Source organism: Streptomyces sp. NPDC002403 (assembly GCF_053593015.1).
Window position 1 is genome coordinate 1 of the sequence record NZ_JBSFBQ010000011.1, and the last position, 20,692, is coordinate 20,692.

Below are 20,692 nucleotides of genomic sequence, written 5' to 3' on the forward strand. Positions count from 1 at the left end.
ACCCGCCGGACGTCCTGGAGATCGGCAACACCCAGACCCCGGCGTACGCCAAGACCGGCGGTCTCGCCGACCTCGGTGACCGGTTTTCGTTCCCCGGCACCCGTCAACTGCCATTCATACGTGGGTAGTTGACGCGCGTCGACTCGTCCGACAAGCTCTCTGACCACACTTCCGTCACAGCGGGGAGCCCCACATGCTCAGACGTACCGCACGACTTCTGCTCGGTCTTGTCATGACCATGGCTTTCGCTTTGGGTGGTGCCATGGTGACCGCCGGCACCGCACAGGCCGACGGCTGCTACACCTGGACCCGCACCATGTCCCCCGGCGCCACCGGCAACGACGTCGTCCAGCTCCAGATCCGGGTGGCCGGCTACCCCGGCTACAACTCCGTACTCGCCATCGACGGCTCCTACGGACCGGCCACCACCGCCGCCGTCAAGCGCTTCCAGGCCGCCTACGGCCTCGCCGCCGACGGCATCGCGGGCCCGGCCACCCAGGCCAAGATCTACGAGCTCCAGGACAACGACTGCACCCCGGCCCACTTCACGTACGCCGAGCTCAACCACTGCAACAGCACCTGGGCCGGTGGTGCCGTCGCTGCGGGAACGGCCAAGGCCAACGCGCTGAGCACCATGTGGAAGCTGGAGGCGCTGCGCCACGCGCTCGGCGACCGCCCCATCACCGTCAACAGCGGCTTCCGCTCCACGTCCTGCAACAGCGCGGTCGGCGGGGCCTCGAACAGCCGTCATCTGTACGGTGACGCGGCCGACCTGGGCGGGATCGCCTTCTGCACCCTGGCCCAGCAGGCCCGCAACCACGGGTTCAACGGGATCCTCGGCCCGGGTTACCCGGACCACAACGACCACGTCCACGTGAACCAGGGCCCCAGCCACTTCTGGTCCGCGCCCAACTGCGGCATCTGACACGCGGGTGGGGCCCGCCGGCACCGGCGGGCCCCACCTCTGTGCGGGACGGTCAGGAGGACTTCGCCGTCAGCCGCGTACCGCCCGTCGTCTGGACCGCGGCGCCGTCCCCGGCCCGCTCCGTCAGGTGCAGCTGCGAGATGGCGTTGCGCAGGGTCAGCGCCCCGGCCGAGGCGTCCAGCTGCCAGCGCTGCGTACGCGCCGTCGCCGAGCAGCCGGCCAGCGACAGTTCGGCCCCGACCTCCAGCGGGGCGCCCAGGTACTTCTTGCCGCGCACCGCGTCCAGGCACTGGTCCGTGCCGGCCGGGCGCACCGTGTAGTACCCGTCGGCGGTGGCCGTCAGCGTCCAGGAGGCCGTGCCGCCACGGACCAGGGAGACCCCCGAATCCGCCCCCGGAGCAAGGGACCTGGCGCCCGCGGTCAGCCGGTACGTACCGTCGGGCAGCGGGGTGCGGTCGGTGTTCGACCACCCCGGCGCGTGGCCGATCCGCCGGGCCAGCGCCTCGAAACCGTCGTACGTCCCGCTGGGCTTCGGGCCGCCCCAGGTGGCCTGGGCCAGGAACCGCAGCGGCATGAAGGTCTTCGCCTCCACCTCGTTCTCGGTCTCGGCGGCGGCGCTGTCCGGCCACAGGCTGATCTTGGCCCCGGTGAGGTTCGCCGACGTCGCGGGCAGGGTCTCGCCCTCGAAGCGCAGCGGGGTCCAGTCGCTCTCGTAGAGCTCCCGGGTCCGCGTGGTGTAGCCGCCGCGCACCAGGTAGAGCGCGTAGGCGGAGTTCATCACCGGCCGGCCCTCGGCGAGCAGCGCGGAGGGCTTCTGGATGCTGCCGCCGCCCAGCCAGTGCTCGACGGTGATGTCACGGTTCAGCGGGACCACACCGTTCCTGCCCGCCAGACCGTCGTTCCAGATCCGCAGCGACCGGCCGCCGGCCTTCACATGCTCGTCGACCTGGTTGATGAAGTCGACGAAGAGGTCGTCGGGGGTCGCCTTCGCGCCGAACCTCGCGGTCGCGGCGGTCTGCAGCTGCGGATAGTCCGGGTAGGAGGAGCCGATCATGTACTCGTCCGCGCCCATGTGCCAGGAGCGGGTGCCCCACACCTCCAGCGCCTCGTCGACCATCGAGGTGTAGTACGCGAGCGCCTCGGGCCGGGAGATGTCGAGCCGGGGCGGGGAGGAGACCCCGTTCCTGTCCTTGAGCTGGAGCTCCGGGTGGTTCTCCAGATAGGTGTCCATGTGGCCGGGGGAGTTGATCTCCGGCACCAGCTCGATGTGGTACTTCTTCGCCAGCGCGGCCAGGGTGCGGACCTGCGGCTTGGTGTAGTAGCCCCAGAACGCCGACGCCGGGTCGGTGTCGCTCCTGACCTTGGCCTCGATCCACAGCTGGTTGAGCTTCTGGGACGCCATGTCCTTCATCAGCCGCTCGAACCACGGGAGCGACACATTGATGTAGCAGGCGCAGACACCGACGCCGCGCTCCCGGTACGCCGGAACGTCGGTGGCCGAGCCGCGTGCGGCCCTGCCGTCGTCGTTCAGCAGCTGGAGGACCGTCCGGGAGCCGTAGAAGACACCGGTGGAGGTCGCGGCCGTGACCGTGACCCGGTCGCCGACATCGAGCCGGTAGCCCTCCGCGCCCAACGAGCCCTTCAGGGAGGGGTCCTGGCGCAGCACGACATCGCCGGGGCGGGCCGCCGCGAGGCCCCGGGCCACCGGGGCCCGCCCGGTGGCCAGCTCATCGGCGAAACGGCGCGCGTCGGCGGTCGTACGGCTGTCGCGCACCCCGTCCAGCACGATCCGCGCCCGGTCGGTCAGGGTGAACTCACCCTCTCCGGGCTGCCACTGCCGCAGCGAGGGCAGCACTTCGGGCGGGGGCGCGGCGGTGGGGGTGTTCTCGGCCGAGGCGCTCTGCCAGGGCAGCAGCGCGGCGGCGAGCGCGGCCACCACGGCCCCCGTGGTCCTTCGTCCTGTCTTCCGTATGTCCATGCGACCGACCCTCCTGGGCCGGCCGGGCCGCGGTCCATGGACGGGAGTGGCGAGCGGTTGGACGATTGATCCGACGTCAGATCTTCTGCAGATCAAGCGACTTCGACCATCGCGCCCGGACCGCGGAAGGTGCGCCGGTACGCGTTCGGCGTGGTGCTCAAGGAGCGTACGAACTGGTGGCGCAGTGCGGCGGCGGTCCCGAAGCCGGTGCGCCCCGCGATCGTGTCCACCGTTTCATCGGACGTCTCCAGCAGATGCTGCGCCAGCAGCACCCGCTGGCGCAGCAGCCAGCGGTACGGAGTGGTGCCCGTCTCCTGCTGGAAGCGGCGGGCGAAGGTGCGCGGCGACATGTGGGCCTGGGCGGCGAGCTGCTCGACGGTCATCTCCTGGTCGAGGTGGCGCTCCATCCAGACGAGCGTCTCGCCGACGGTGTCGCAGGAGGTGCGGGGCAGTGGCCGCTCGATGTACTGCGCCTGGCCGCCGTCCCGGTGCGGCGGCACCACCATGCGGCGGGCGATCGCGTTGGCGGCATCGGGGCCGTACGCCTGCCGGACCAGGTGCAGACAGGCGTCGATCCCGGCCGCCGTGCCCGCCGAGGTGATGACCTGGCCCTCGTCCACGTACAGCACATCGGGCTCGACGACGGCCCGGGGGAAGCGGCGCGCCAGTTCCGCGGCGTGGCGCCAGTGGGTGGTGCAGCGGCGCCCGTCCAGCAGTCCGGCCGCGCCGAGGACGTACGCGCCGGAGCAGACGCTCATCACCCTGGCCCCCCGGTCCACCGCCCGGCGCAGCGCGTCGAGGACCTCCTCGGGGTACTCCCGCTCCCTGAAGTGGCTGCCGGCCGGCACGGCGATGAGGTCGGCCTCCTCCAGGCGGTCGAGGCCGTACGGCGTACTGATGGTGAAGCCTGCGTGGGTCCGGAGCACCGGGCCCTCGGCGGAGACCACGGCGAAGTCGTGGACCGGCAGGCCCTGATCGCTGCGGTCGAGTCCGAAGACCTCGCACAGCACACCCAGTTCGAAGGGGTGGACCTCGTCGAGCAGCAGAGCGGCGACATTTTTCAGCATGGCACCAGTGTGGCAGTAATTCGATGGTCCATGACAGTCCTGCCACTGCCGCAATCCGGCCGCGCGGACGAGAGTGGAGCCATGAACACATTCCAGAACGTCCTGGGCACAGCCGCACTCATCGCTCTCGTCCTGCTGCCCGCCCTCGCCGGGCTCGCCCGCGAGCGTCGCATCGACCGCGAGCTGCGCGCCGCGGAACGGGCCCGGAGCGACGGACCACCGGAGACGGCGGACGCCGCGCGGCCGGTCACGGCTGCGCGGCGCCCCTACCTCAGAAGCTGGGCCAGGATCTAGGGTCTAGAAGTCGTCGTCGAAGGCGACCGAGCCCTCCACCGCCACCTGGTACGCGGACGGCCGGCGCTCGAAGAAGTTCGTCAGCTCCTGCACGCCCTGGAGCTCCATGAACGAGAACGGGTTCTCGGAGCCGTAGACCGCCGGGAAGCCGAGCCGGGTGAGCCGCTGGTCGGCGACGCACTCCAGGTACTGCCGCATCGACTCGGTGTTCATACCGGGCAGCCCGTCGCCGCACAGATCGCGGCCGAACTGCAGCTCCGCGGCCACGGCCTCCTTCAGCATGTCGGTGACCTGCTGCTGGAGCTCGTCGTCGAAGAGGTCCGGCTCCTCCTTGCGGACGGTGTCCACGACCTCGAACGCGAAGTTCATGTGCATCGTCTCGTCACGGAACACCCAGTTGGTGCCCGTGGCGAGACCGTGCAGCAGACCCCGCGAGCGGAACCAGTAGACGTACGCGAACGCGCCGTAGAAGAACAGCCCCTCGATGCACGCCGCGAAGCAGATCAGGTTCAGCAGGAACCGGCGGCGGTCGGCCTTCGTCTCCAGCCGCTCGATCTTCTCGACCGAGTCCATCCACTTGAAGCAGAACTGCGCCTTCTCACGGATGGAGGGGATCTCCTCGACCGCGTCGAACGCGGCGGCGCGGTCCTCCGGGTCGGGCAGATAGGTGTCCAGCAGCGTCAGATAGAACTGGACGTGCACGGCCTCCTCGAAGAGCTGCCGCGACAGGTACAGCCGCGCCTCGGGGGAGTTGATGTGCTTGTACAGCGTCAGCACGAGGTTGTTGGAGACGATCGAGTCGCCCGTCGCGAAGAACGCGACCAGCCGGCCGATCATGTGCTGCTCGCCGGGGGACAGCTTGGCGAGGTCGGCGACGTCGGAGTGCAGATCGACCTCCTCCACCGTCCAGGTGTTCTTGATCGCGTCGCGGTAGCGCTCGTAGAAGTCCGGGTAGCGCATGGGCCGCAGGGTCAGTTCGAAGCCCGGGTCGAGCAGGTTCTTCTCGGATTCGGTGGTGCTCATTACTGGCAGGCCTCGCAGGACTCGGGGTTTTCGAGGGAGCAGGCGATCGCGTCCGCGTCGGGCGCCGAAGCCTGCTGTACGGGAATGGGGGCGGCGGTCGCGGCCTGGCCGGAGGCGGCACGGGCGATCCGGGTCGCCGGGCGCGAGCGCAGATAGTACGTCGTCTTCAGCCCCTGCTTCCAGGCGTACGCGTACATCGAGGAGAGCTTGCCGATCGTCGGCGTCTCCAGGAACAGGTTCAGCGACTGGCTCTGGTCCAGGAACGGCGTACGGGCCGCCGCCATGTCGATCAGACCGCGCTGCGGGATCTCCCACGCCGTGCGGTACAGCGCCCGCACCTCTTCCGGGATCCAGGCGAAGCCCTGCACCGAGCCGCTGGCGTCGCGCAGCGCCTCACGGGTGCGGGCGTCCCACACCCCGAGCTGCTTCAGCTCATCGACCAGATACGCGTTGACCTGGAGGAACTCACCGCTGAGCGTCTCGCGCTTGAAGAGGTTGGAGACCTGCGGCTCGATGCACTCGTAGACCCCCGCGATCGAGGCGATCGTCGCCGTCGGCGCGATGGCGAGCAGCAGCGAGTTGCGCATCCCGCTCCTCGCGACGCGGGCGCGCAGCGCCTCCCACCGCTCGGGCCAGTTCAGCTCGGTGTCGTAGTGGTCGGGGTGCAGCACACCGCGTGCCGCCCGCGTCTGCGACCAGGCGGGCAGCGGTCCGGACCGCTCGGCGAGCTCGCAGGACGACTCGTACGCGGCGAGCATGATCCGCTCGGAGATCTTCGTGGAGAGCGCGCGGGCCTCGGGGGAGTCGAAGGGCAGCCGCAGCTTGAAGAAGACGTCCTGGAGGCCCATGGCGCCCAGACCCACCGGGCGCCACTTCGCGTTGGAGCGGCCGGCCTGCTCGGTCGGGTAGAAGTTGATGTCGACGACCCGGTCCAGGAAGGTCACGGCGGTGCGGACGGTGGCGTCCAGCCGCTCCCAGTCGATGCCACCGTCGGCGACGAACGCGCCGAGGTTGACCGAGCCCAGGTTGCAGACCGCCGTCTCGCCGTCGTCGGTGACTTCGAGGATCTCGGTGCACAGATTCGACGAGTGGACGACGGTGCCCGGCTCGGCGGTCTGGTTCGCGGTCCGGTTGGAGGCGTCCTTGAACGTCATCCAGCCCTGGCCGGTCTGCGCGAGGGTGCGCATCATCCGGCCGTACAGCTCGCGGGCCGGGATCGACTTGCGGGCCAGCCCCTGGGCCTCGGCGGCCCGGTACGCGGCGTCGAACTCGTCGCCCCACAGATCGACGAGGCCGGGTACGTCGGCGGGCGAGAACAGCGACCAGTCGCCGTCCGCGTCGACCCGGCGCATGAACTCGTCCGGGATCCAGTGGGCCAGGTTGAGGTTGTGCGTACGCCGCTGGTCCTCGCCCGTGTTGTCGCGCAGCTCCAGGAACTCCTCGATGTCCGCGTGCCAGGTCTCCAGGTAGACGGCGGCGGCGCCCTTGCGGCGGCCCCCCTGGTTGACCGCGGCGACGGAGGCGTCCAGCGTCTTCAGGAACGGCACGATGCCGTTGGAGTGCCCGTTGGTGCCGCGGATCAGCGAACCGCGGGAGCGGATGCGGGAGTACGAGAGACCGATGCCGCCCGCGTGCTTGGAGAGCCGGGCCACCTGGTGGTAGCGGTCGTAGATCGAGTCGAGCTCGTCCAGCGGGGAGTCCAGCAGGTAGCAGGAGGACATCTGCGGGTGCCGGGTGCCGGAGTTGAAGAGCGTGGGGGAGGAGGGGAGGTAGTCGAGCCGGCTCATCAGCCCGTACAGCGCCGCCACTTCGTCCACGGCGCGCTGCGAGTCGTCCTCGGCGAGCCCGGACGCGACCCGCAGCATGAAGTGCTGGGGCGTCTCGACGACCTGGCGGGTGTGCGGGTGGCGCAGCAGATAGCGGCTGTGCAGGGTCCGCAGCCCGAAGTAGCCGAAGCGGTCGTCCGCGCCGTCGGCGAGCGAACGCTCCACCAGCGCGTCGAGGGCGGCCGCGTGGCGGGCGACGAACGCGGCGGTACGGTCCGCGATCAGGCCCTCGCGGTGCCCGACGGCGACCGAGGCGGAGAAGGAGACCGCGCCCTGCCCGGCCGCCTCGTCCGCGATGGTGAGGGTCAGGAGCCGGGCGGCGAGCCGGGAGTAGGCGGGGTCCTCGGAGATCAGGCCCGCGGCGGCCTCGGTGGCCAGCGAACGCAGCTCCGCCTCGTCCGCCCGGGCGCTGCGGCCGCGCAGCGCGGCGGCGGCGACCCGGCCGGGGTCGGTGTCGGGCAGATCGGCGGTGAGGTCGGTCAGGGTCCGCAGCAGTGCGGTCCCCGGTCCGTCCTGTGCGGCTGCCTCGGACTCGGCTGCTGCGGACGCGGCGACTGAAGCCGGATCGGCTGGCGCGATGGTCACGTGGTGCTCTCCCTCGCTCGGCTCGGGGCCGGCGGGGAACGGGGCAGCCCTGCGGACGCGCAGACCCGGGGCAGGGCAGCGCTCCGCACGGCGTCCACCGGCCCAACCGCGAGGCCCGGACGTCTGGGCATCCGGTTCGGTCGAGCCGGATGCGCTGCCGGCAGGTCATCGGACTGACTCGGGGGTGCACAAAAGCGCACTGAATACACCGTTGCGGGACAGTTCCGGATTCGCACCGGATTCCCCTGCGGCGACAGCGAGGAAGAGCATACATGTGGGGGCTGCCCGATGAGGCAGCCCCCACATGTTGTGTCGCGTCGACCGGGCCGGACCCACAGAACGAGCCGTACGGCCCTTTCCCGGGCCGGGCGACCCGATCACGCCGACGGCCCGCCGCGCCCCGCTGGAGGGGGCTCGACGGGCCGTGGGCGCGGATCGTCAGTGGCCGCCCGGCGCCCCCGCCGTGGCCGGCGGGAGTTCCGCCTCGACGCCTGGGTCGCCCGCGTCGGCGGTGTAGTCGGCCGGGGAGGTCTCGTCGATCCCGGCGGGCGCCTTCACGGCGTTCAGGACGAAGGTCAGCACCACCGTCACGACCACGTTCAGCACGAACGCGGTGAGGCCGATGTAGCCGATCTCGCCGATGCCGGGGATCTCCGCGGACGAGCCGCCGAAGTGCTTCTGGGTCGGCGAGGCGACCCCGTACGCGGCCACCGTCCCGTACACCATGCCGACCGCCCAGCCCGCGAGCAGCGCCCAGCGGTGGAACCAGCGGGTGAACAGGCCGCCGACCAGGGCCGGCATCGTCTGGAGGATCCAGATGCCGCCGAGCAGCTGGAAGTTGATCGCGACCGTCTTGTCCATGGTGAGGACGAAGGCGAGCGCGCCGACCTTGACCAGCAGCGACACCAGCTTGGAGACCTTGGTCTCCTGCTCCGGGGTCGCGTCCGGCTTCAGGAAGTCCTTGTAGATGTTGCGGGTGAAGAGGTTCGCCGCGGCGATCGACATGATCGCGGCGGGCACCAGCGCGCCGATGCCGATGGCGGCGAACGCGACGCCCGCGAACCAGTCCGGGAACATGTTCTCGAACAGCTGCGGGATGGCCAGCTGCCCGTTGTCCACCTTGATCCCGGCGGCGATGGCCATGAAGCCGAGCAGCGCCAGCAGGCCCAGCATCAGCGAGTACAGCGGCAGGATCGTGGTGTTGCGCCGGATCACATTGCGGCTGCGGCTGGAGAGCGTCGCCGTGATCGAGTGCGGATACATGAACAGCGCCAGCGCCGAGCCCAGCGCCAGGGTGGCGTAACCCCACTGGCCCGCCTCGCCCGGCGCGAGCGCGCCACGCGGTTTGCCGGTGGCCGGGTTGGTCTGCGAGAACGCCTCGCCCGCCTTGGCGAAGATGTCGTCGAAGCCGCCCAGCTTGATCGGGATGTAGATGATCGCCACCGCGATGACCAGGTAGATCAGCCCGTCCTTGACGAAGGCGATCAGCGCGGGTGCCCGCAGTCCGGACGAGTAGGTGTACGCGGCGAGCACCGCGAACGCGATCAGCAGCGGCAGGTCCTTGACGAACCAGTGGGTGTTCTCGCCGCCGCCGACGCCCATCACGTCCAGCACCGCCTGGATGCCGACGAGCTGGAGCGCGATGTACGGCATCGTGGCGAGGATGCCCGTGACGGCGACCGCCAGCGACAGGCCCTTGGAGCCGAAGCGCCCGCGCACGAAGTCCGAGGTGGTGACGTACCCGTGCTTGTGCGAGACCGACCAGAGCCGCGGCAGGAAGGTGAAGATCAGCGGGTACACCAGGATGGTGTACGGCACGGCGAAGAAGCCGGCCGCGCCCGCCGCGTAGATCGCCGCCGGAACGGCGACGAAGGTGTACGCGGTGTACAGGTCGCCGCCGAGCAGGAACCAGGTGACCCAGGTGCCGAACGACCGTCCGCCCAGGCCCCATTCGTCGAGGCTGGCCTCGTTCTCGGCCTTGCGCCAGCGCGCCGCCAGGAAGCCCATGACCGTGACGGCCACGAAGAAGAAGATGAAGACGCCGAGCGCGACGCCGTTCACGCCGTCCTTCATGCCGGCTCACCTCCCTTGCGGGCGCGCTGGTCACGCTGCCACAGCTTGTACGCGATCATCGTCAGCGCGGTGGAGATCAGCACCCAGAGCATCTGGTACCAGTAGAAGAACGGAATGCCGATGAAGGTGGGGTCCACCTTCGCGTACGAACTCACCCAGAGCATCGCCACGAACGGCGCGACGAGACAGAGGGCGATGACCACCCGCACCGGTGTGACGGTGGGCGGTTTTCCTTCTGGGCCTGCTGGCATGCGGCGACTCCGTCCCCTCGCTGATCACCTTGTAATGCGCAGGAAATCTAGGGGAGGCTTCCGGTCACCGTCACCCCCTGTCCGCATTGCGGTCCGGCAACGGTCCCCTGAGTGGGTACTTCTGTTCGTGATTCCGCCAGGCGTACGGCAGTTGGTCCGTACCGAGATGTACGAAAGGCCCCCGCGGAGTGATGCTTTCCGCGGGGGCCCCGAGTGGTGTTCCGGGCTCAGTCGGTGGGCCGCTTCAGGCGCGCCACGAACTTGTACCGGTCGCCCCGGTAGACCGAGCGCACCCACTCCACCGGCTCGCCCTGTCCGTCGAGCGAGTGCCGGGAGAGCATCAGCATGGGCAGGCCCACGTCGGTACCGAGCAGGCCGGCCTCGCGCGGGGTGGCCAGCGAGGTCTCGATGGTCTCCTCGGCCTCGGCCAGCCGCACGTCGTACACCTCCGACAGGGCGGTGTAGAGGGAGGTGTACTTCACCAGCGAGCGGCGCAGCGCGGGGAAGCGTTTGGCCGAAAGGTGTGTGGTCTCGATCGCCATCGGCTCGCCGCTGGCGAGCCTCAGCCGCTCGATCCGCAGCACCCGGCCGCCGGTGGTGATGTCGAGCAGCCCGGCGAGGGTGTCGTCGGCCGTCACATAGCCGATGTCCAGCAGCTGGGAGGTCGGTTCGAGGCCCTGGGCGCGCATGTCCTCGGTGTACGAGGTGAGTTGCAGGGCCTGCGAGACCTTCGGCTTGGCGACGAAGGTGCCTTTGCCCTGGATGCGCTCCAGCCGGCCCTCGACGACCAGCTCCTGGAGCGCCTGGCGCACGGTGGTGCGCGAGGTGTCGAACTCGGCGGCCAGGGTCCGCTCCGGCGGCACGGGGGTGCCCGGCGGCATGGTGTCCGTCATGTCGAGCAGATGTCGCTTCAGCCGGTAGTACTTCGGGACGCGCGCCGTCCGCGTGGCCGCGCCCGTCTCGTTCTCCGTACTGCCCCCGTCGGCACCCATGGTCCGCCTTCCCGACGCTTGCGTTGCTGCCGTCACCGGCTCCTCCGTCTGTCGCGGCTCACATGGTGGCACGGTCCGGTCACGGCTGGTCGCCCTCCCTTAGGTGTCGGTCCTATAACGGACGCGAGTGCACTTCTTATACACCCTTGACACCCCTAAAGGTCTAGGCCAAGCTCCCGGTACTGGTCTAAACCATTAAAGACCAGGTCCAGCCCCAGCAGTACTCGTCGAATGTCTTCGCGGTGGGCGGGGTTGCAGTATCCCTGAGGAGGGTTTGGCGTGAAGCGCAAGCTCATCGCGGCGATCGGCGTCGCGGGCATGATGATCGGCCTCGCGGCGTGTGGGTCCGACGACGGCGGTGACAGCGGCAAGAAGGCCGGTCCGGACGCGTACAAGGGCCAGACCCTGACCGTGTGGACGATGTCCGGCTCGAACCCGGACGGGTGGACCAAGACGGTCACCGAGGAGTTCGAGAAGAAGACCAAGGCCAAGCTGAAGATCGAGGTCCAGGACTGGAACGGCATTCAGCAGAAGGTCACCACGGCCCTCTCCGAGTCCAACCCGCCGGACGTCCTGGAGATCGGCAACACCCAGACCCCGGCGTACGCCAAGACCGGCGGTCTCGCCGACCTCGGTGACCTGAAGAAGGAGATCGGCTCCGCCTGGGCCGACGGCGTCAACCAGCCCTCCATCTACGACGGCAAGCAGTACGCCCTGCCGTGGTACGTGGGCAACCGCGTCGTCATGTACAACAAGAAGGTCTTCAAGGACGCCGGTATCACCGAGACGCCGAAGACCCGTGCCGACCTCTTCAAGGCCTTCCAGGCCATCGAGAAGAAGGGCAACGCCGAGCCGATCTACCTGCCCGGCCAGAACTGGTACTTCTTCGACGGTCTGCTCGTCGGCAAGGACGTCTCTCCGGTCAAGAAGGAAGGCGACAAGTACGTCTCCAACCTGGCCGACCCGAAGGTCGCCGAGGCCATGGACGTCTACAAGCAGTACCAGGCCTTCTCCAAGGCCCCCAAGGACAAGGACGAGGCCACCCCGCAGCAGGCCGAGGTCTTCGCCAAGGGCAAGACCGGCGCCATCATCGCGATGGGCTACGAGGCCGGCACCGCCATCAAGGCCAACCCGAAGATCAAGGACGACATCGGCTTCTTCACCATCCCCGGTGAGACGGCCGACAAGCCCGAGGGTGTCTTCCTCGGCGGCTCCAACCTCGCCGTGGCCGCGGGCAGCAAGAAGCAGGACCTGGCCAAGGAGTTCCTGAAGATCGCGCTCTCCGAGCAGAACGACGGCGCGCTCATCAAGGAGGCCGGCTGGTCCCCGAAGAACGACGCCATGCAGAAGTACACCGTCGGCCAGCCCGCCGCCGAGGCCGCCGGTCCGGCCGCCGCCAAGTCTGGTGGCACCACGCCGCTGATCCCGGAGTGGGCGCCGGTCGAGAACCCGCCGAACCCGATCAAGACCTACATGACGCTGGTTCTCCAGGGCAAGTCGCCCGCCGAGGCCGCCAAGCAGGTCGAGGGTGAGCTCAACAAGCGCCTCAGCCAGCAGCAGTAGTCGCAAGTAGCGCGTCCCGCGCCGGGGCGGCGGGTCCCGACCCGCCGCCCCGGTCGTACGCACCGTTCCGTGTAGGGCTTTGTTGGAAGAGATGGCGAGCATGGCAGTGCAGACCGAACCCTCGGATGTGGCCAAGACAGCCGCAGTCCGCGGGCAGGACGGGAAACCACCCGTCGGGCAGCACGGGGGAAGCAAGCGGAAGCCGGGTATAGGCGCAGCGCCGTACCTGTTGATGATTCCCGCACTCGCGGTGACGGCGCTCTTCCTCGGGTACCCCCTGGTGAAGAACGCCATGCTGTCGTTCCAGAACCTCAATATGGGACAGCTGATCCAGCATGTCACCGAGTGGAACGGCTTCAAGAACTACCAGGAGATCCTCACCGGCGAGGACTTCTGGAGGGTCACGCTCCGCACGATCGTCTTCACCGGCGTCAACGTCGTCCTGATCATGGTCCTCGGCACCCTGGTCGGACTGCTGCTCGCCCGGCTCGGCAAGAAGATGCGGCTCACCCTGATGGTCGGCCTGGTGCTCGCCTGGGCGATGCCGATCGTGGCCGCGTCCACCGTCTTCCAGTGGCTGTTCGCCTCGCGCTTCGGCGTGGTCAACTACGTGCTGGACAAGCTCGGCTGGCACTCGATGGCCGACTTCAACTGGACCGGATCACAGTTCTCCACCTTCTTCGTGGTCACCCTGATGATCGTCTGGCAGTCCATCCCGTTCGTCGCGATCAACCTGTACGCGGCGACCACGACGATCGCCAAGGAACTGTACGAGGCCGCCTCGCTCGACGGCGCCGGCGTCTGGAAGAGCTTCACCTCGGTGACGTTCCCGTTCCTGCGGCCCTTCCTCTACGCCACGACCTTCCTCGAAGTCATCTGGGTCTTCAAGGCCTTCCCGCAGATCTTCACCATCAGTGAGGGCGGCCCCAACCGCCTCACCGAGACCCTGCCGATCTACGCCTTCGTCGAGGGCGTCGGCAACCAGCACTACGGCATGGGCGCGGCGATCTCGCTGCTGACCATCCTGATCATGCTGGGGCTGACCTCCTACTACCTCCGGATCGTTCTCAAGCAAGAGGAGGACGAGCTGTGAAGCGCTCACTGTTCGGCCGCATCTGGCCCAACGCGACGGCGATCGTCCTCTTCGCCGCCCTGGTCTTCCCCGTCTACTGGATGTTCAGCACGGCGTTCAAGCCGACCGGCGACATCATCACCGAGACGCCGGTCTGGCTCCCCACCGACGTCACGTTCGAGCACTTCAAGACGGCGTACGACGCACCGAACTTCCTGACCCTGGTCAGGAATTCGCTCACCGTCACCCTGGTCGCGGTGGCGTTCTCGCTGATCATCGCGCTCTTCGCGTCGTTCGCGCTGGCCCGGATGCGCTTCAAGGGCCGCAAGGGCATGATCCTGGTCTTCATGATCGCCCAGATGGCGCCGTGGGAAGTCATGGTCATCGCGATCTACATGCTGGTCCGCGACGCCGACATGCTCAACAGCCTGGTCCCGCTGACCCTCTTCTACATGGTGATGGTGCTCCCCTTCACGATCCTCACGCTGCGCGGCTACGTTGCCGCGGTGCCCAAGGAACTGGAGGAGTCCGCCATGGTCGACGGCTGTACCCGCCCGCAGGCCTTCGTCAAGGTGATCCTGCCGCTGCTCGCCCCCGGCCTGATGGCCACCTCGCTCTTCGGCTTCATCACCGCCTGGAACGAATTCCCGCTGGTCCTGATCCTCAACAAGGACCCCGAGGCCAAGACGCTCCCGCTCTGGCTCTCCCAGTTCCAGAGCCAGTTCGGCGACGACTGGGGCGCCACCATGGCGGCGGCCTCGATCTTCGCCATCCCGATCCTCATCCTGTTCGTCTTCCTGCAGCGCAAGGCCGTCAGCGGCCTCACCGACGGCGCAGTGAAGGGATAACGCCGCCCATGACCACCCTGATATCCGCCACGGACACCGTCACCCGCGACGCGCTCGCCGTACTGCAGCCCGGATTCACCGGCACCACCGCCCCGGACTGGGTGCTGCGCCGGGTCGACGAAGGCCTCGCCTCCGTCGCCCTGTTCGGCCGCAACATCCGCACGCCCGAGCAGGTCACCGCGCTCACCGCCCAGCTCAAGGCCGAGCGCGAGGACCTTCTCGTCGCGATCGACGAGGAGGGCGGTGACGTCACCCGCCTGGAGGTGCGCACCGGCTCCTCGTTCCCCGGCAACCTCGCCCTCGGTCACGTCGACGACCTCGGCCTCACCCGCGCGGTCGCCCAGGAGCTCGGCCGCCGGCTCGCCGAGTGCGGCGTCAACCTCAACTGGGCGCCGTCCGCGGACGTCAACTCCAACCCGGACAACCCGGTCATCGGCGTACGGTCCTTCGGCGCCGACACCGAGCTCGTGGCCCGGCACACCGCCGCGTACGTCGAGGGCCTCCAGGCCGCCGGGGTCGCCGCCTGCACCAAGCACTTCCCGGGGCACGGCGACACCGCGATCGACTCGCATCACGCGATGCCGCGCATCGACGTGGACCTGGAGACCCTGCACGCCCGTGAACTGGTGCCCTTCCGGGCGGCCATCGCGGCGGGCACCAAGTGCGTGATGAGCGCGCACATCCTGCTGCCGGCGCTCGACCCGGACCACCCCGCCACGGTGAGCCCGCGGATCCTCACCGGTCTGCTCCGCGGGGAGCTGGGCTACGACGGCCTGATCGTCACCGACGCCGTGGAGATGCAGGCCATCGCCGCGACGTACGGCATCGAGCAGGGCTCCGTCCTCGCGATCGCCGCCGGGGCCGACGCGCTGTGCGTCGGTGGCGGCCTGGAGGACGACGGCACGGTGCTCCGGCTGCGCGACGCGCTGGTCCGGGCCGTGCGCAGCGGTGAACTCGCCGAGGAGCGGCTCGCCGACGCGGCCGCCCGGGTACGTGCCCTCGCGTCCTGGACGCAGGGGGCCGGGAAGGCCGGATCGGGGCCGGGCGCGGCACAGCAGGAGGGGACCGCGTCCGGCACCGGAACCGGATCCGACATCGGCCTGGTCGCCGCCCGCCGGGCGGTGCGGACGACCGGCTCCGCCGCCCCGCTGACCGAGCCCGCCTACGTCGCCGCGTTCGCCTCCGCGTCGAACATCGCCGTCGGCGACGAGACCCCGTGGGGCGTCGCGGCGGAGCTGGGCCGGCTGCTGCCGGGCACGGAGACCGGTACGTACGGCAGCGAGACCGAGGCGCCCGTCGCCGCGGTGCTGCGGGCGGCGGGGGAGCGGCGCATCGTCGTGGTCGTCCGCGACGTCCACCGGCACGCCTGGATGGGCGAGGCGCTCGACGCCCTGGTGGCCGAGCGCCCCGACACGGTCGTGGTCGAGATGGGCGTCCCGCAGGCGGCCCCCAGGGGCGGCCTGCACATCGCCACCCATGGCGCGGCCCGCGTCTGCGGCCTCGCGGCGGCGGAGATCGTCGTCAGGGGCACGGACGGCCCGACGGCCTGAGTGCCGGGCGTGATACGGGGCCGGGGGGCCGCATCACGCCCGGCCGGGCCCGCGACGGCACAGGAGAGGGCCGGGACACCCCGCGTGGGTGTCCCGGCCCTCTCGTACGTGCCCGGGAGTGCTACAGCCCCTGCCACGCCGGCTTCGCCGCGTACGTGGCGCGGAAGTAGCCCGCCAGCTTCAGCTTCGACGCGGCGGCCTCGTCCACCACCACCGTCGCGTGCGGGTGCAGCTGGAGCGCCGAGGCGGGCACGATCGAGGCGACCGGCCCCTCCACCGTCTGCGCCACGGCGTCCGCCTTGCCCTCGCCGGTGGCGAGCAGGATCGGGTGGCGGGACTCCAGGATGGTGCCGATGCCCTGGGTGATCACGTGGTGCGGCACCTGCGTGATGTCGTCGTCGAAGAAGCGCGCGTTGTCGATCCGGGTCTGCTCGGTGAGCGTCTTGATCCGGGTGCGGGAGGCGAGCGAGGAGCAGGGCTCGTTGAAGCCGATGTGCCCGTCGGTGCCGATGCCGAGGAGCTGCAGGTCGACCCCGCCTGCCTCGGCGAGCGCCTTGTCGTACGCCAGGCACGCCGCCTGGACGTCCTCGGCGGAGCCGTCGGGGCCCATGAAGGACGCCTCGGACAGGCCGAGCGGTTCGACGACCTCGCGCAGCACCACGGAGCGGTAGGACTCCGGGTGGCCCGCGGGCAGACCGACGTACTCGTCGAGCTGGCAGATGCGGGCGCGCGAGGCGTCGACGGCACCGGAGCGGACCTTGGCCGCCAGCGCCTGGTAGATGGGCAGCGGGGTCGAGCCGGTGGCAACGCCGAGAAGGGCGTCGGGCTTGCGGCTCAGGAGGGCGCCGATCGCCTCCGCGATGAGTTCGCCGCCTGCCTTGGCGTCCGGGACGATGACAACTTCCACGCGGGGCCTGCCGATCTGAAGAGTTGAGTCAGGTGGTATAGACCAATCGGCCTCCAATCTAGCAGACCCCGGCAACCCGGGCACGGGGTGTTCCCATCGTGGACGCGGTCCGCTGGCGGGCGTCCGGCGCACCGTGGTCGACTGGTCCGGACGGCGCCGCCGACGCACCGGGACCCCGCTGGGAGGCACTCGACATGTCCGCCACATCTCCAGCCGAGGAGAGCGAGCAGCCGGGCCGGATCATGTCCCGCGAGATGGCCGAGCAGCCCGCGATGCTCCGGCGCATCCTCGACCGGGGCGCCCCCGCGATCCGCGAGGTGGCCGCCGCGGTCGCGGCACGCGGGCCGCGCTTCGTACTGCTCACCGCCCGGGGCACCTCGGACAACGCCGCGCTGTACGCCAAGTACCTGCTGGAGATCCGGCTCGGTCTGCCCTGCGGTCTCGCCTCGATGTCGACCACCACCGCGTACGGCGCGAAGCCGGACCTCCGGGACGTCCTCGTCGTCACCGTCAGCCAGTCCGGCGGCTCGCCGGACCTGGTGGCCTCCACGAGGGCGGCGCGCGAGGCCGGTGCGATCACCCTGGCCGTGACCAACAACCGGGACTCGCCGCTGTCCGCGGTCTCCGAGTACCACATCGACATCCTGGCCGGCCCGGAGAAGGCCCTCCCGGCGACCAAGACGTACACCGCCTCGCTCCTGTCCCTCTACCTCTTCGTGGAGGGGCTGGCCGGCGGCGACGGCTCGGCCGCAGCGGTCCTGCCGGAGCGGGCCGAGGAGATCCTGGCCCGCAAGGACGAGGTCAGGGCCCTGGCGTCCCGCTACCGCTTCGCCGAGCGGATGGTCATCACCTCGCGCGGCTACGGCTACCCCACCGCCAAGGAGGCCGCCCTGAAGCTGATGGAGACCAGCTACATCCCGGCCCTCTCCTACTCGGGCGCCGACCTGCTGCACGGCCCGCTCGCGATGGTCGACAACGTCTCCCCGGTGATCGCCGTGGTCACCGACGGCCGGGGCGGCGAGGCCCTCCAGCCCGTCCTGGACCGGCTGCGCGGCCGGGGCGCCGATCTCTTCGTGGTCGGCCCGAAGGCCCAGGTCGAGGCGGCGTCCACGGGGTTCGTGCTGCCGACGGCCGGGGTCGCCGAGGAGGTCCAGCCGGTTCTGGAGATCCTGCCGCTGCAGATGCTGGCGTACGAGGTGACGATCGCCCGCGGCCAGGACCCGGACGCGCCCCGCGCCCTGGCCAAGGTCACCGAGACCCGCTGAGCGCGGCGGAACTCCCCGGGAACACCCGCGGGCCACGGCGCCGGGACGGGACCCTCAGCCCGTCCGGCACCGCAGCCCGGAGTAAGACCGGCCATCACGGACGGTCTGTTCGGCCGGCGGTGTGCGGTGCCCCCGGCCGGGGAGAGGTACCTGCGCGGTCAGGGCAGAGAGCGCGGGTACCTCGATCCACTCTCCTGTGCGGGGAGAGCGGAAGCTCTGTCCTCAGCATTGTGGACTAGACCATTCGCCCGTGTCCATCCATGCGGCAGCCGCAATTTTCCGGCCACCTCCCCTTGCACGTACGGTCCGGTCGTTCGGTTCGGAACCATCGCACGTCCGCGGGTACGCTCGCACACGTGCCCTCCATGAACGACCTCGTCCGCCAGCACACAGCCCTCAGTGACACCGACCTGGAGTGGCTGCATCTGCTGGTCTCGGAGTGGCAGCTGCTCTCCGACCTCTCCTTCGCCGATCTCGTGCTCTGGGTCCCCACGCGCGACGGCACCCGCTATGTCTCCGTGGCGCAGATGCGCCCCAACACCGGCCCCACCTCCTACCAGGACGACATGGTCGGGCACCTGGTGCCGCGCGGCCGCCGTCCGCTGCTGGACGCGGCGCTGGACGAGGGCCGGATCGTGCGCGAGGGCGACCCGGAGTGGCGCGAGGAGGTGCCGGTACGGGTCGAGTCGATCCCCGTACGCAGGGAGGGCAGGGTCCTCGGGGTCATCGCCCGCAACACCAACCTCCTCACCGTCCGCACCCCGTCCAGGCTGGAGCTCACCTACCTCCAGTCGGCCTCGGACCTGGCCCAGATGATCGCCGCCGGGTCCTTCCCCTTCCCCGGCCAGCAGGTCGACATGGACGCCTCGCCGCGCGTCGGCGACGGGCTGATCCGGCTCGACGCCGACGGGGTCGTCCAGTACGCCAGTCCGAACGGCCTCTCCGCCTACCACCGGCTCGGCCTCGCCTCGGATCTGGTCGGCCAGCACCTGGGCGGCATCACCGCCGAACTCGCCCCCTCCCGGGGGCCGGTGGACGAGGCCCTGGTCAAGCTGGCCAGCGGCTACGCGCCCCGGGAGTTCGAGGTCGAGTGCGCGGGCGGGGTGATCCAGCTCCGGGCGATCCCGCTCAAGCCCAAGGGCGTCCGCATCGGCTCCCTGGTCCTGCTCCGGGACGTCACCGAACTGCGCCGCCGTGAACGCGAGTTGATCACCAAGGACGCGACCATCCGGGAGATCCACCACCGGGTGAAGAACAACCTCCAGACCGTTGCGGCCCTGTTGCGGCTCCAGGCCCGGCGGATGGACTCCGTACGGGGCCGCGAGGCGCTCAACGAGGCGGTGCGGCGCGTCGGTTCGATCGCCATCGTCCATGAGACGCTGTCCCAGAATCTGGACGAGCGGGTGGAGTTCGACGAGATCGCCGACCGCGTCATCGCGATGGTCGCCGAGATCTCGCCGGGCAAGGTCACCTGCCGGAGGGCGGGACGCTTCGGCATCCTCGACGCCGAAGTGGCCACACCCCTGGCGATGGTGCTCACGGAGGTCCTGCAGAACGCCCTGGAACACGCCTTCACGCTCGCCGAGTCCGGCACGGTGGAGGTGTCCGCGGTGCGCGGCGGTACCTCCGCCGGGGCGCGGCTGCTGATCACGGTCCAGGACGACGGATGCGGACTGCCCGAGGGATTCGACCCGCAGCGCGCCGGCAACCTGGGTCTGCAGATCGTCCGGACGCTGGTGGAAGGCGAGTTGGGCGGAACCTTCGGCATGGTCCCGGCCCCCGAGCGCGGCACCCAGGTCGTGCTCGACATCCCCGTCCGGCCCCAGAAGTAGCCCCGCCGGTCCGCCCGTTCACCGGAGTGGACCTCCGGCGGGGACGAACACAGCAGTGAGCCCGGACCGTTTTCACGGTCCGGGCTCACTGTTCATGCATGCGCTTCGGGGGTACTGCGCGCTGCGACTCGGGGGGCGGGGTTGTGCGTACGCTCTGTACGCGCCGCCTGGCTGAGGCTCGTAGCGGTGGCGTCGGTCAGGCGCTGGCGTTACGCGCCCGGTTGCGAGCGGCGCGGCGCTTCATCGCGCGGCGCTCGTCCTCGCTGAGGCCACCCCAGACGCCGGAGTCCTGGCCGGACTCGAGCGCCCACTGCAGGCACTGCTCCATGACGGGGCAGCGACGGCAGACGGCCTTGGCTTCCTCGATCTGCAGCAGCGCAGGACCGGTGTTGCCGATGGGGAAGAACAGCTCGGGGTCTTCCTCACGACAAACGGCGTTGTGACGCCAGTCCATGGCTGCTACCTCTCCTTGGTATTACATACTGTTGCTTGTGAATGTGAACGCTTTCACGAATCCCCCCGCAGGTGACGGGCCGACGCCCAGATGAACTGGTTGTGGTCCTGTGCAAGTGAGGAGGGGTTCTGGCTCTCAGCGGAGGCTGGTGTTGCGGGCCGTCCCGATCGCCATGTAGAGATTCGCA

The 20,692-nt window shown here is 69.8% G+C and carries 17 protein-coding genes and 1 riboswitch; of the genes, 8 read left to right on the forward strand and 9 right to left on the reverse strand.

Annotated elements, in window-relative coordinates; translation table 11 throughout:
* The first annotated feature begins 193 nt into the window (after nt 1-193).
* A complete protein-coding gene (locus tag ACWCPY_RS15020) occupies nt 194-925 on the forward strand; it encodes a D-Ala-D-Ala carboxypeptidase family metallohydrolase (RefSeq protein WP_451264953.1) in 732 nt (243 codons plus the stop codon).
* A 52-nt stretch (nt 926-977) separates the two neighbouring features.
* Here the strand turns inward: ACWCPY_RS15020 and ACWCPY_RS15025 are convergent, their stop codons facing one another.
* Both ACWCPY_RS15025 and ACWCPY_RS15030 read right to left on the reverse strand, forming a co-directional pair.
* The gene (locus ACWCPY_RS15025) at nt 978-2,903 is read right to left on the reverse strand and encodes a family 20 glycosylhydrolase (protein WP_451264955.1); all 1,926 of its coding nucleotides are present in this window, start codon (nt 2,901-2,903) and stop codon (nt 978-980) included.
* Between the two features lie 92 nt (nt 2,904-2,995).
* Entirely contained in the window at nt 2,996-3,970 is a 975-nt protein-coding gene (locus ACWCPY_RS15030; protein ID WP_451264957.1) for a GlxA family transcriptional regulator, read from the reverse strand.
* A gap of 81 nt (nt 3,971-4,051) precedes the next feature.
* Between ACWCPY_RS15030 and ACWCPY_RS15035 the strand changes: the two genes are divergently transcribed.
* On the forward strand, nt 4,052-4,264 hold the full coding sequence (locus ACWCPY_RS15035) for a hypothetical protein (RefSeq protein WP_451264959.1): 213 nt from the start codon (nt 4,052-4,054) through the stop codon (nt 4,262-4,264).
* 3 nt (nt 4,265-4,267) lie between these two features.
* Here the strand turns inward: ACWCPY_RS15035 and ACWCPY_RS15040 are convergent, their stop codons facing one another.
* The 5 genes from ACWCPY_RS15040 to ACWCPY_RS15060 all read right to left on the reverse strand — a co-directional run bounded on the left by ACWCPY_RS15040 (nt 4,268) and on the right by ACWCPY_RS15060 (nt 11,014).
* Nucleotides 4,268-5,287: a ribonucleotide-diphosphate reductase subunit beta gene (locus ACWCPY_RS15040; RefSeq protein WP_451264960.1), complete on the reverse strand. Its 1,020-nt coding sequence runs from the start codon at nt 5,285-5,287 to the stop codon at nt 4,268-4,270.
* Nucleotides 5,287-7,698: a ribonucleoside-diphosphate reductase subunit alpha gene (locus tag ACWCPY_RS15045; protein WP_451264962.1), complete on the reverse strand. Its 2,412-nt coding sequence runs from the start codon at nt 7,696-7,698 to the stop codon at nt 5,287-5,289. The genes ACWCPY_RS15040 and ACWCPY_RS15045 overlap by 1 nt, the downstream gene beginning before the upstream one ends.
* Nucleotides 7,699-7,840: 142 nt before the next feature.
* A riboswitch (cobalamin riboswitch) is annotated at nt 7,841-7,976 on the reverse strand.
* A 160-nt stretch (nt 7,977-8,136) separates the two neighbouring features.
* Nucleotides 8,137-9,771: a monocarboxylate uptake permease MctP gene (gene mctP, locus ACWCPY_RS15050; protein ID WP_451264964.1), complete on the reverse strand. Its 1,635-nt coding sequence runs from the start codon at nt 9,769-9,771 to the stop codon at nt 8,137-8,139.
* Nucleotides 9,768-10,022: a DUF3311 domain-containing protein gene (locus tag ACWCPY_RS15055; protein ID WP_451264966.1), complete on the reverse strand. Its 255-nt coding sequence runs from the start codon at nt 10,020-10,022 to the stop codon at nt 9,768-9,770. The genes mctP and ACWCPY_RS15055 overlap by 4 nt, the downstream gene beginning before the upstream one ends.
* A gap of 227 nt (nt 10,023-10,249) precedes the next feature.
* Nucleotides 10,250-11,014, reverse strand: coding sequence for a GntR family transcriptional regulator (locus ACWCPY_RS15060; RefSeq protein ID WP_329815939.1), 765 nt, complete (start codon nt 11,012-11,014; stop codon nt 10,250-10,252).
* Nucleotides 11,015-11,293: 279 nt separating this feature from the next.
* Between ACWCPY_RS15060 and ACWCPY_RS15065 the strand changes: the two genes are divergently transcribed.
* The 4 genes from ACWCPY_RS15065 (at nt 11,294) to ACWCPY_RS15080 (ending at nt 16,047) form a co-directional block, all read left to right on the forward strand.
* Nucleotides 11,294-12,577: an extracellular solute-binding protein gene (locus ACWCPY_RS15065; RefSeq protein WP_451264968.1), complete on the forward strand. Its 1,284-nt coding sequence runs from the start codon at nt 11,294-11,296 to the stop codon at nt 12,575-12,577.
* A 100-nt stretch (nt 12,578-12,677) separates the two neighbouring features.
* Nucleotides 12,678-13,670 carry a carbohydrate ABC transporter permease gene (locus tag ACWCPY_RS15070; protein ID WP_451264970.1) on the forward strand — a complete coding sequence of 331 codons (993 nt, stop codon included), beginning with the start codon at nt 12,678-12,680 and terminating at the stop codon, nt 13,668-13,670.
* Nucleotides 13,667-14,497 (forward strand): carbohydrate ABC transporter permease, encoded by an 831-nt coding sequence (locus tag ACWCPY_RS15075; RefSeq protein ID WP_451264972.1) that lies wholly within the window; start codon nt 13,667-13,669, stop codon nt 14,495-14,497. Before ACWCPY_RS15070 ends, ACWCPY_RS15075 begins: the two co-directional genes overlap by 4 nt.
* An 8-nt stretch (nt 14,498-14,505) precedes the next feature.
* Nucleotides 14,506-16,047 (forward strand): glycoside hydrolase family 3 protein, encoded by a 1,542-nt coding sequence (locus ACWCPY_RS15080; protein WP_451264974.1) that lies wholly within the window; start codon nt 14,506-14,508, stop codon nt 16,045-16,047.
* A gap of 121 nt (nt 16,048-16,168) precedes the next feature.
* On the opposite strand, the gene nagB is transcribed toward ACWCPY_RS15080, so the two are convergent.
* Entirely contained in the window at nt 16,169-16,954 is a 786-nt protein-coding gene (gene nagB, locus ACWCPY_RS15085) for a glucosamine-6-phosphate deaminase (RefSeq protein WP_451264976.1), read from the reverse strand.
* A gap of 194 nt (nt 16,955-17,148) precedes the next feature.
* Here nagB and ACWCPY_RS15090 point away from each other — a divergent pair, with 194 nt between their 5' ends.
* A complete protein-coding gene (locus ACWCPY_RS15090; protein WP_451264978.1) occupies nt 17,149-18,219 on the forward strand; it encodes an SIS domain-containing protein in 1,071 nt (356 codons plus the stop codon).
* A gap of 365 nt (nt 18,220-18,584) precedes the next feature.
* Nucleotides 18,585-20,051 carry a histidine kinase N-terminal domain-containing protein gene (locus ACWCPY_RS15095; protein WP_451265221.1) on the forward strand — a complete coding sequence of 489 codons (1,467 nt, stop codon included), beginning with the start codon at nt 18,585-18,587 and terminating at the stop codon, nt 20,049-20,051.
* Nucleotides 20,052-20,247: 196 nt separating this feature from the next.
* Here the strand turns inward: ACWCPY_RS15095 and ACWCPY_RS15100 are convergent, their stop codons facing one another.
* On the reverse strand, nt 20,248-20,505 hold the full coding sequence (locus tag ACWCPY_RS15100; protein ID WP_003953983.1) for a WhiB family transcriptional regulator: 258 nt from the start codon (nt 20,503-20,505) through the stop codon (nt 20,248-20,250).
* Nucleotides 20,506-20,692: the final 187 nt, after the last annotated feature.

What these genes read in the sequence shown, in the direction of transcription:
- ACWCPY_RS15070 (WP_451264970.1), top strand. Translation starts at nt 12,678, where the DNA reads ATGGCAGTGCAGACCGAACCCTCGGATGTGGCCAAGACAGCCGCAGTC.
- ACWCPY_RS15090 (WP_451264978.1), top strand. Translation starts at nt 17,149, where the DNA reads ATGTCCGCCACATCTCCAGCCGAGGAGAGCGAGCAGCCGGGCCGGATC.
- ACWCPY_RS15040 (WP_451264960.1), bottom strand. Translation starts at nt 5,287, where the DNA reads ATGAGCACCACCGAATCCGAGAAGAACCTGCTCGACCCGGGCTTCGAA.
- ACWCPY_RS15020 (WP_451264953.1), top strand. Translation starts at nt 194, where the DNA reads ATGCTCAGACGTACCGCACGACTTCTGCTCGGTCTTGTCATGACCATG.
- ACWCPY_RS15080 (WP_451264974.1), top strand. Translation starts at nt 14,506, where the DNA reads ATGACCACCCTGATATCCGCCACGGACACCGTCACCCGCGACGCGCTC.
- ACWCPY_RS15055 (WP_451264966.1), bottom strand. Translation starts at nt 10,022, where the DNA reads ATGCCAGCAGGCCCAGAAGGAAAACCGCCCACCGTCACACCGGTGCGG.
- ACWCPY_RS15060 (WP_329815939.1), bottom strand. Translation starts at nt 11,014, where the DNA reads ATGGGTGCCGACGGGGGCAGTACGGAGAACGAGACGGGCGCGGCCACG.
- ACWCPY_RS15035 (WP_451264959.1), top strand. Translation starts at nt 4,052, where the DNA reads ATGAACACATTCCAGAACGTCCTGGGCACAGCCGCACTCATCGCTCTC.
- ACWCPY_RS15030 (WP_451264957.1), bottom strand. Translation starts at nt 3,970, where the DNA reads ATGCTGAAAAATGTCGCCGCTCTGCTGCTCGACGAGGTCCACCCCTTC.
- ACWCPY_RS15100 (WP_003953983.1), bottom strand. Translation starts at nt 20,505, where the DNA reads ATGGACTGGCGTCACAACGCCGTTTGTCGTGAGGAAGACCCCGAGCTG.
- ACWCPY_RS15025 (WP_451264955.1), bottom strand. Translation starts at nt 2,903, where the DNA reads ATGGACATACGGAAGACAGGACGAAGGACCACGGGGGCCGTGGTGGCC.
- mctP (WP_451264964.1), bottom strand. Translation starts at nt 9,771, where the DNA reads ATGAAGGACGGCGTGAACGGCGTCGCGCTCGGCGTCTTCATCTTCTTC.
- ACWCPY_RS15095 (WP_451265221.1), top strand. Translation starts at nt 18,585, where the DNA reads ATGAACGACCTCGTCCGCCAGCACACAGCCCTCAGTGACACCGACCTG.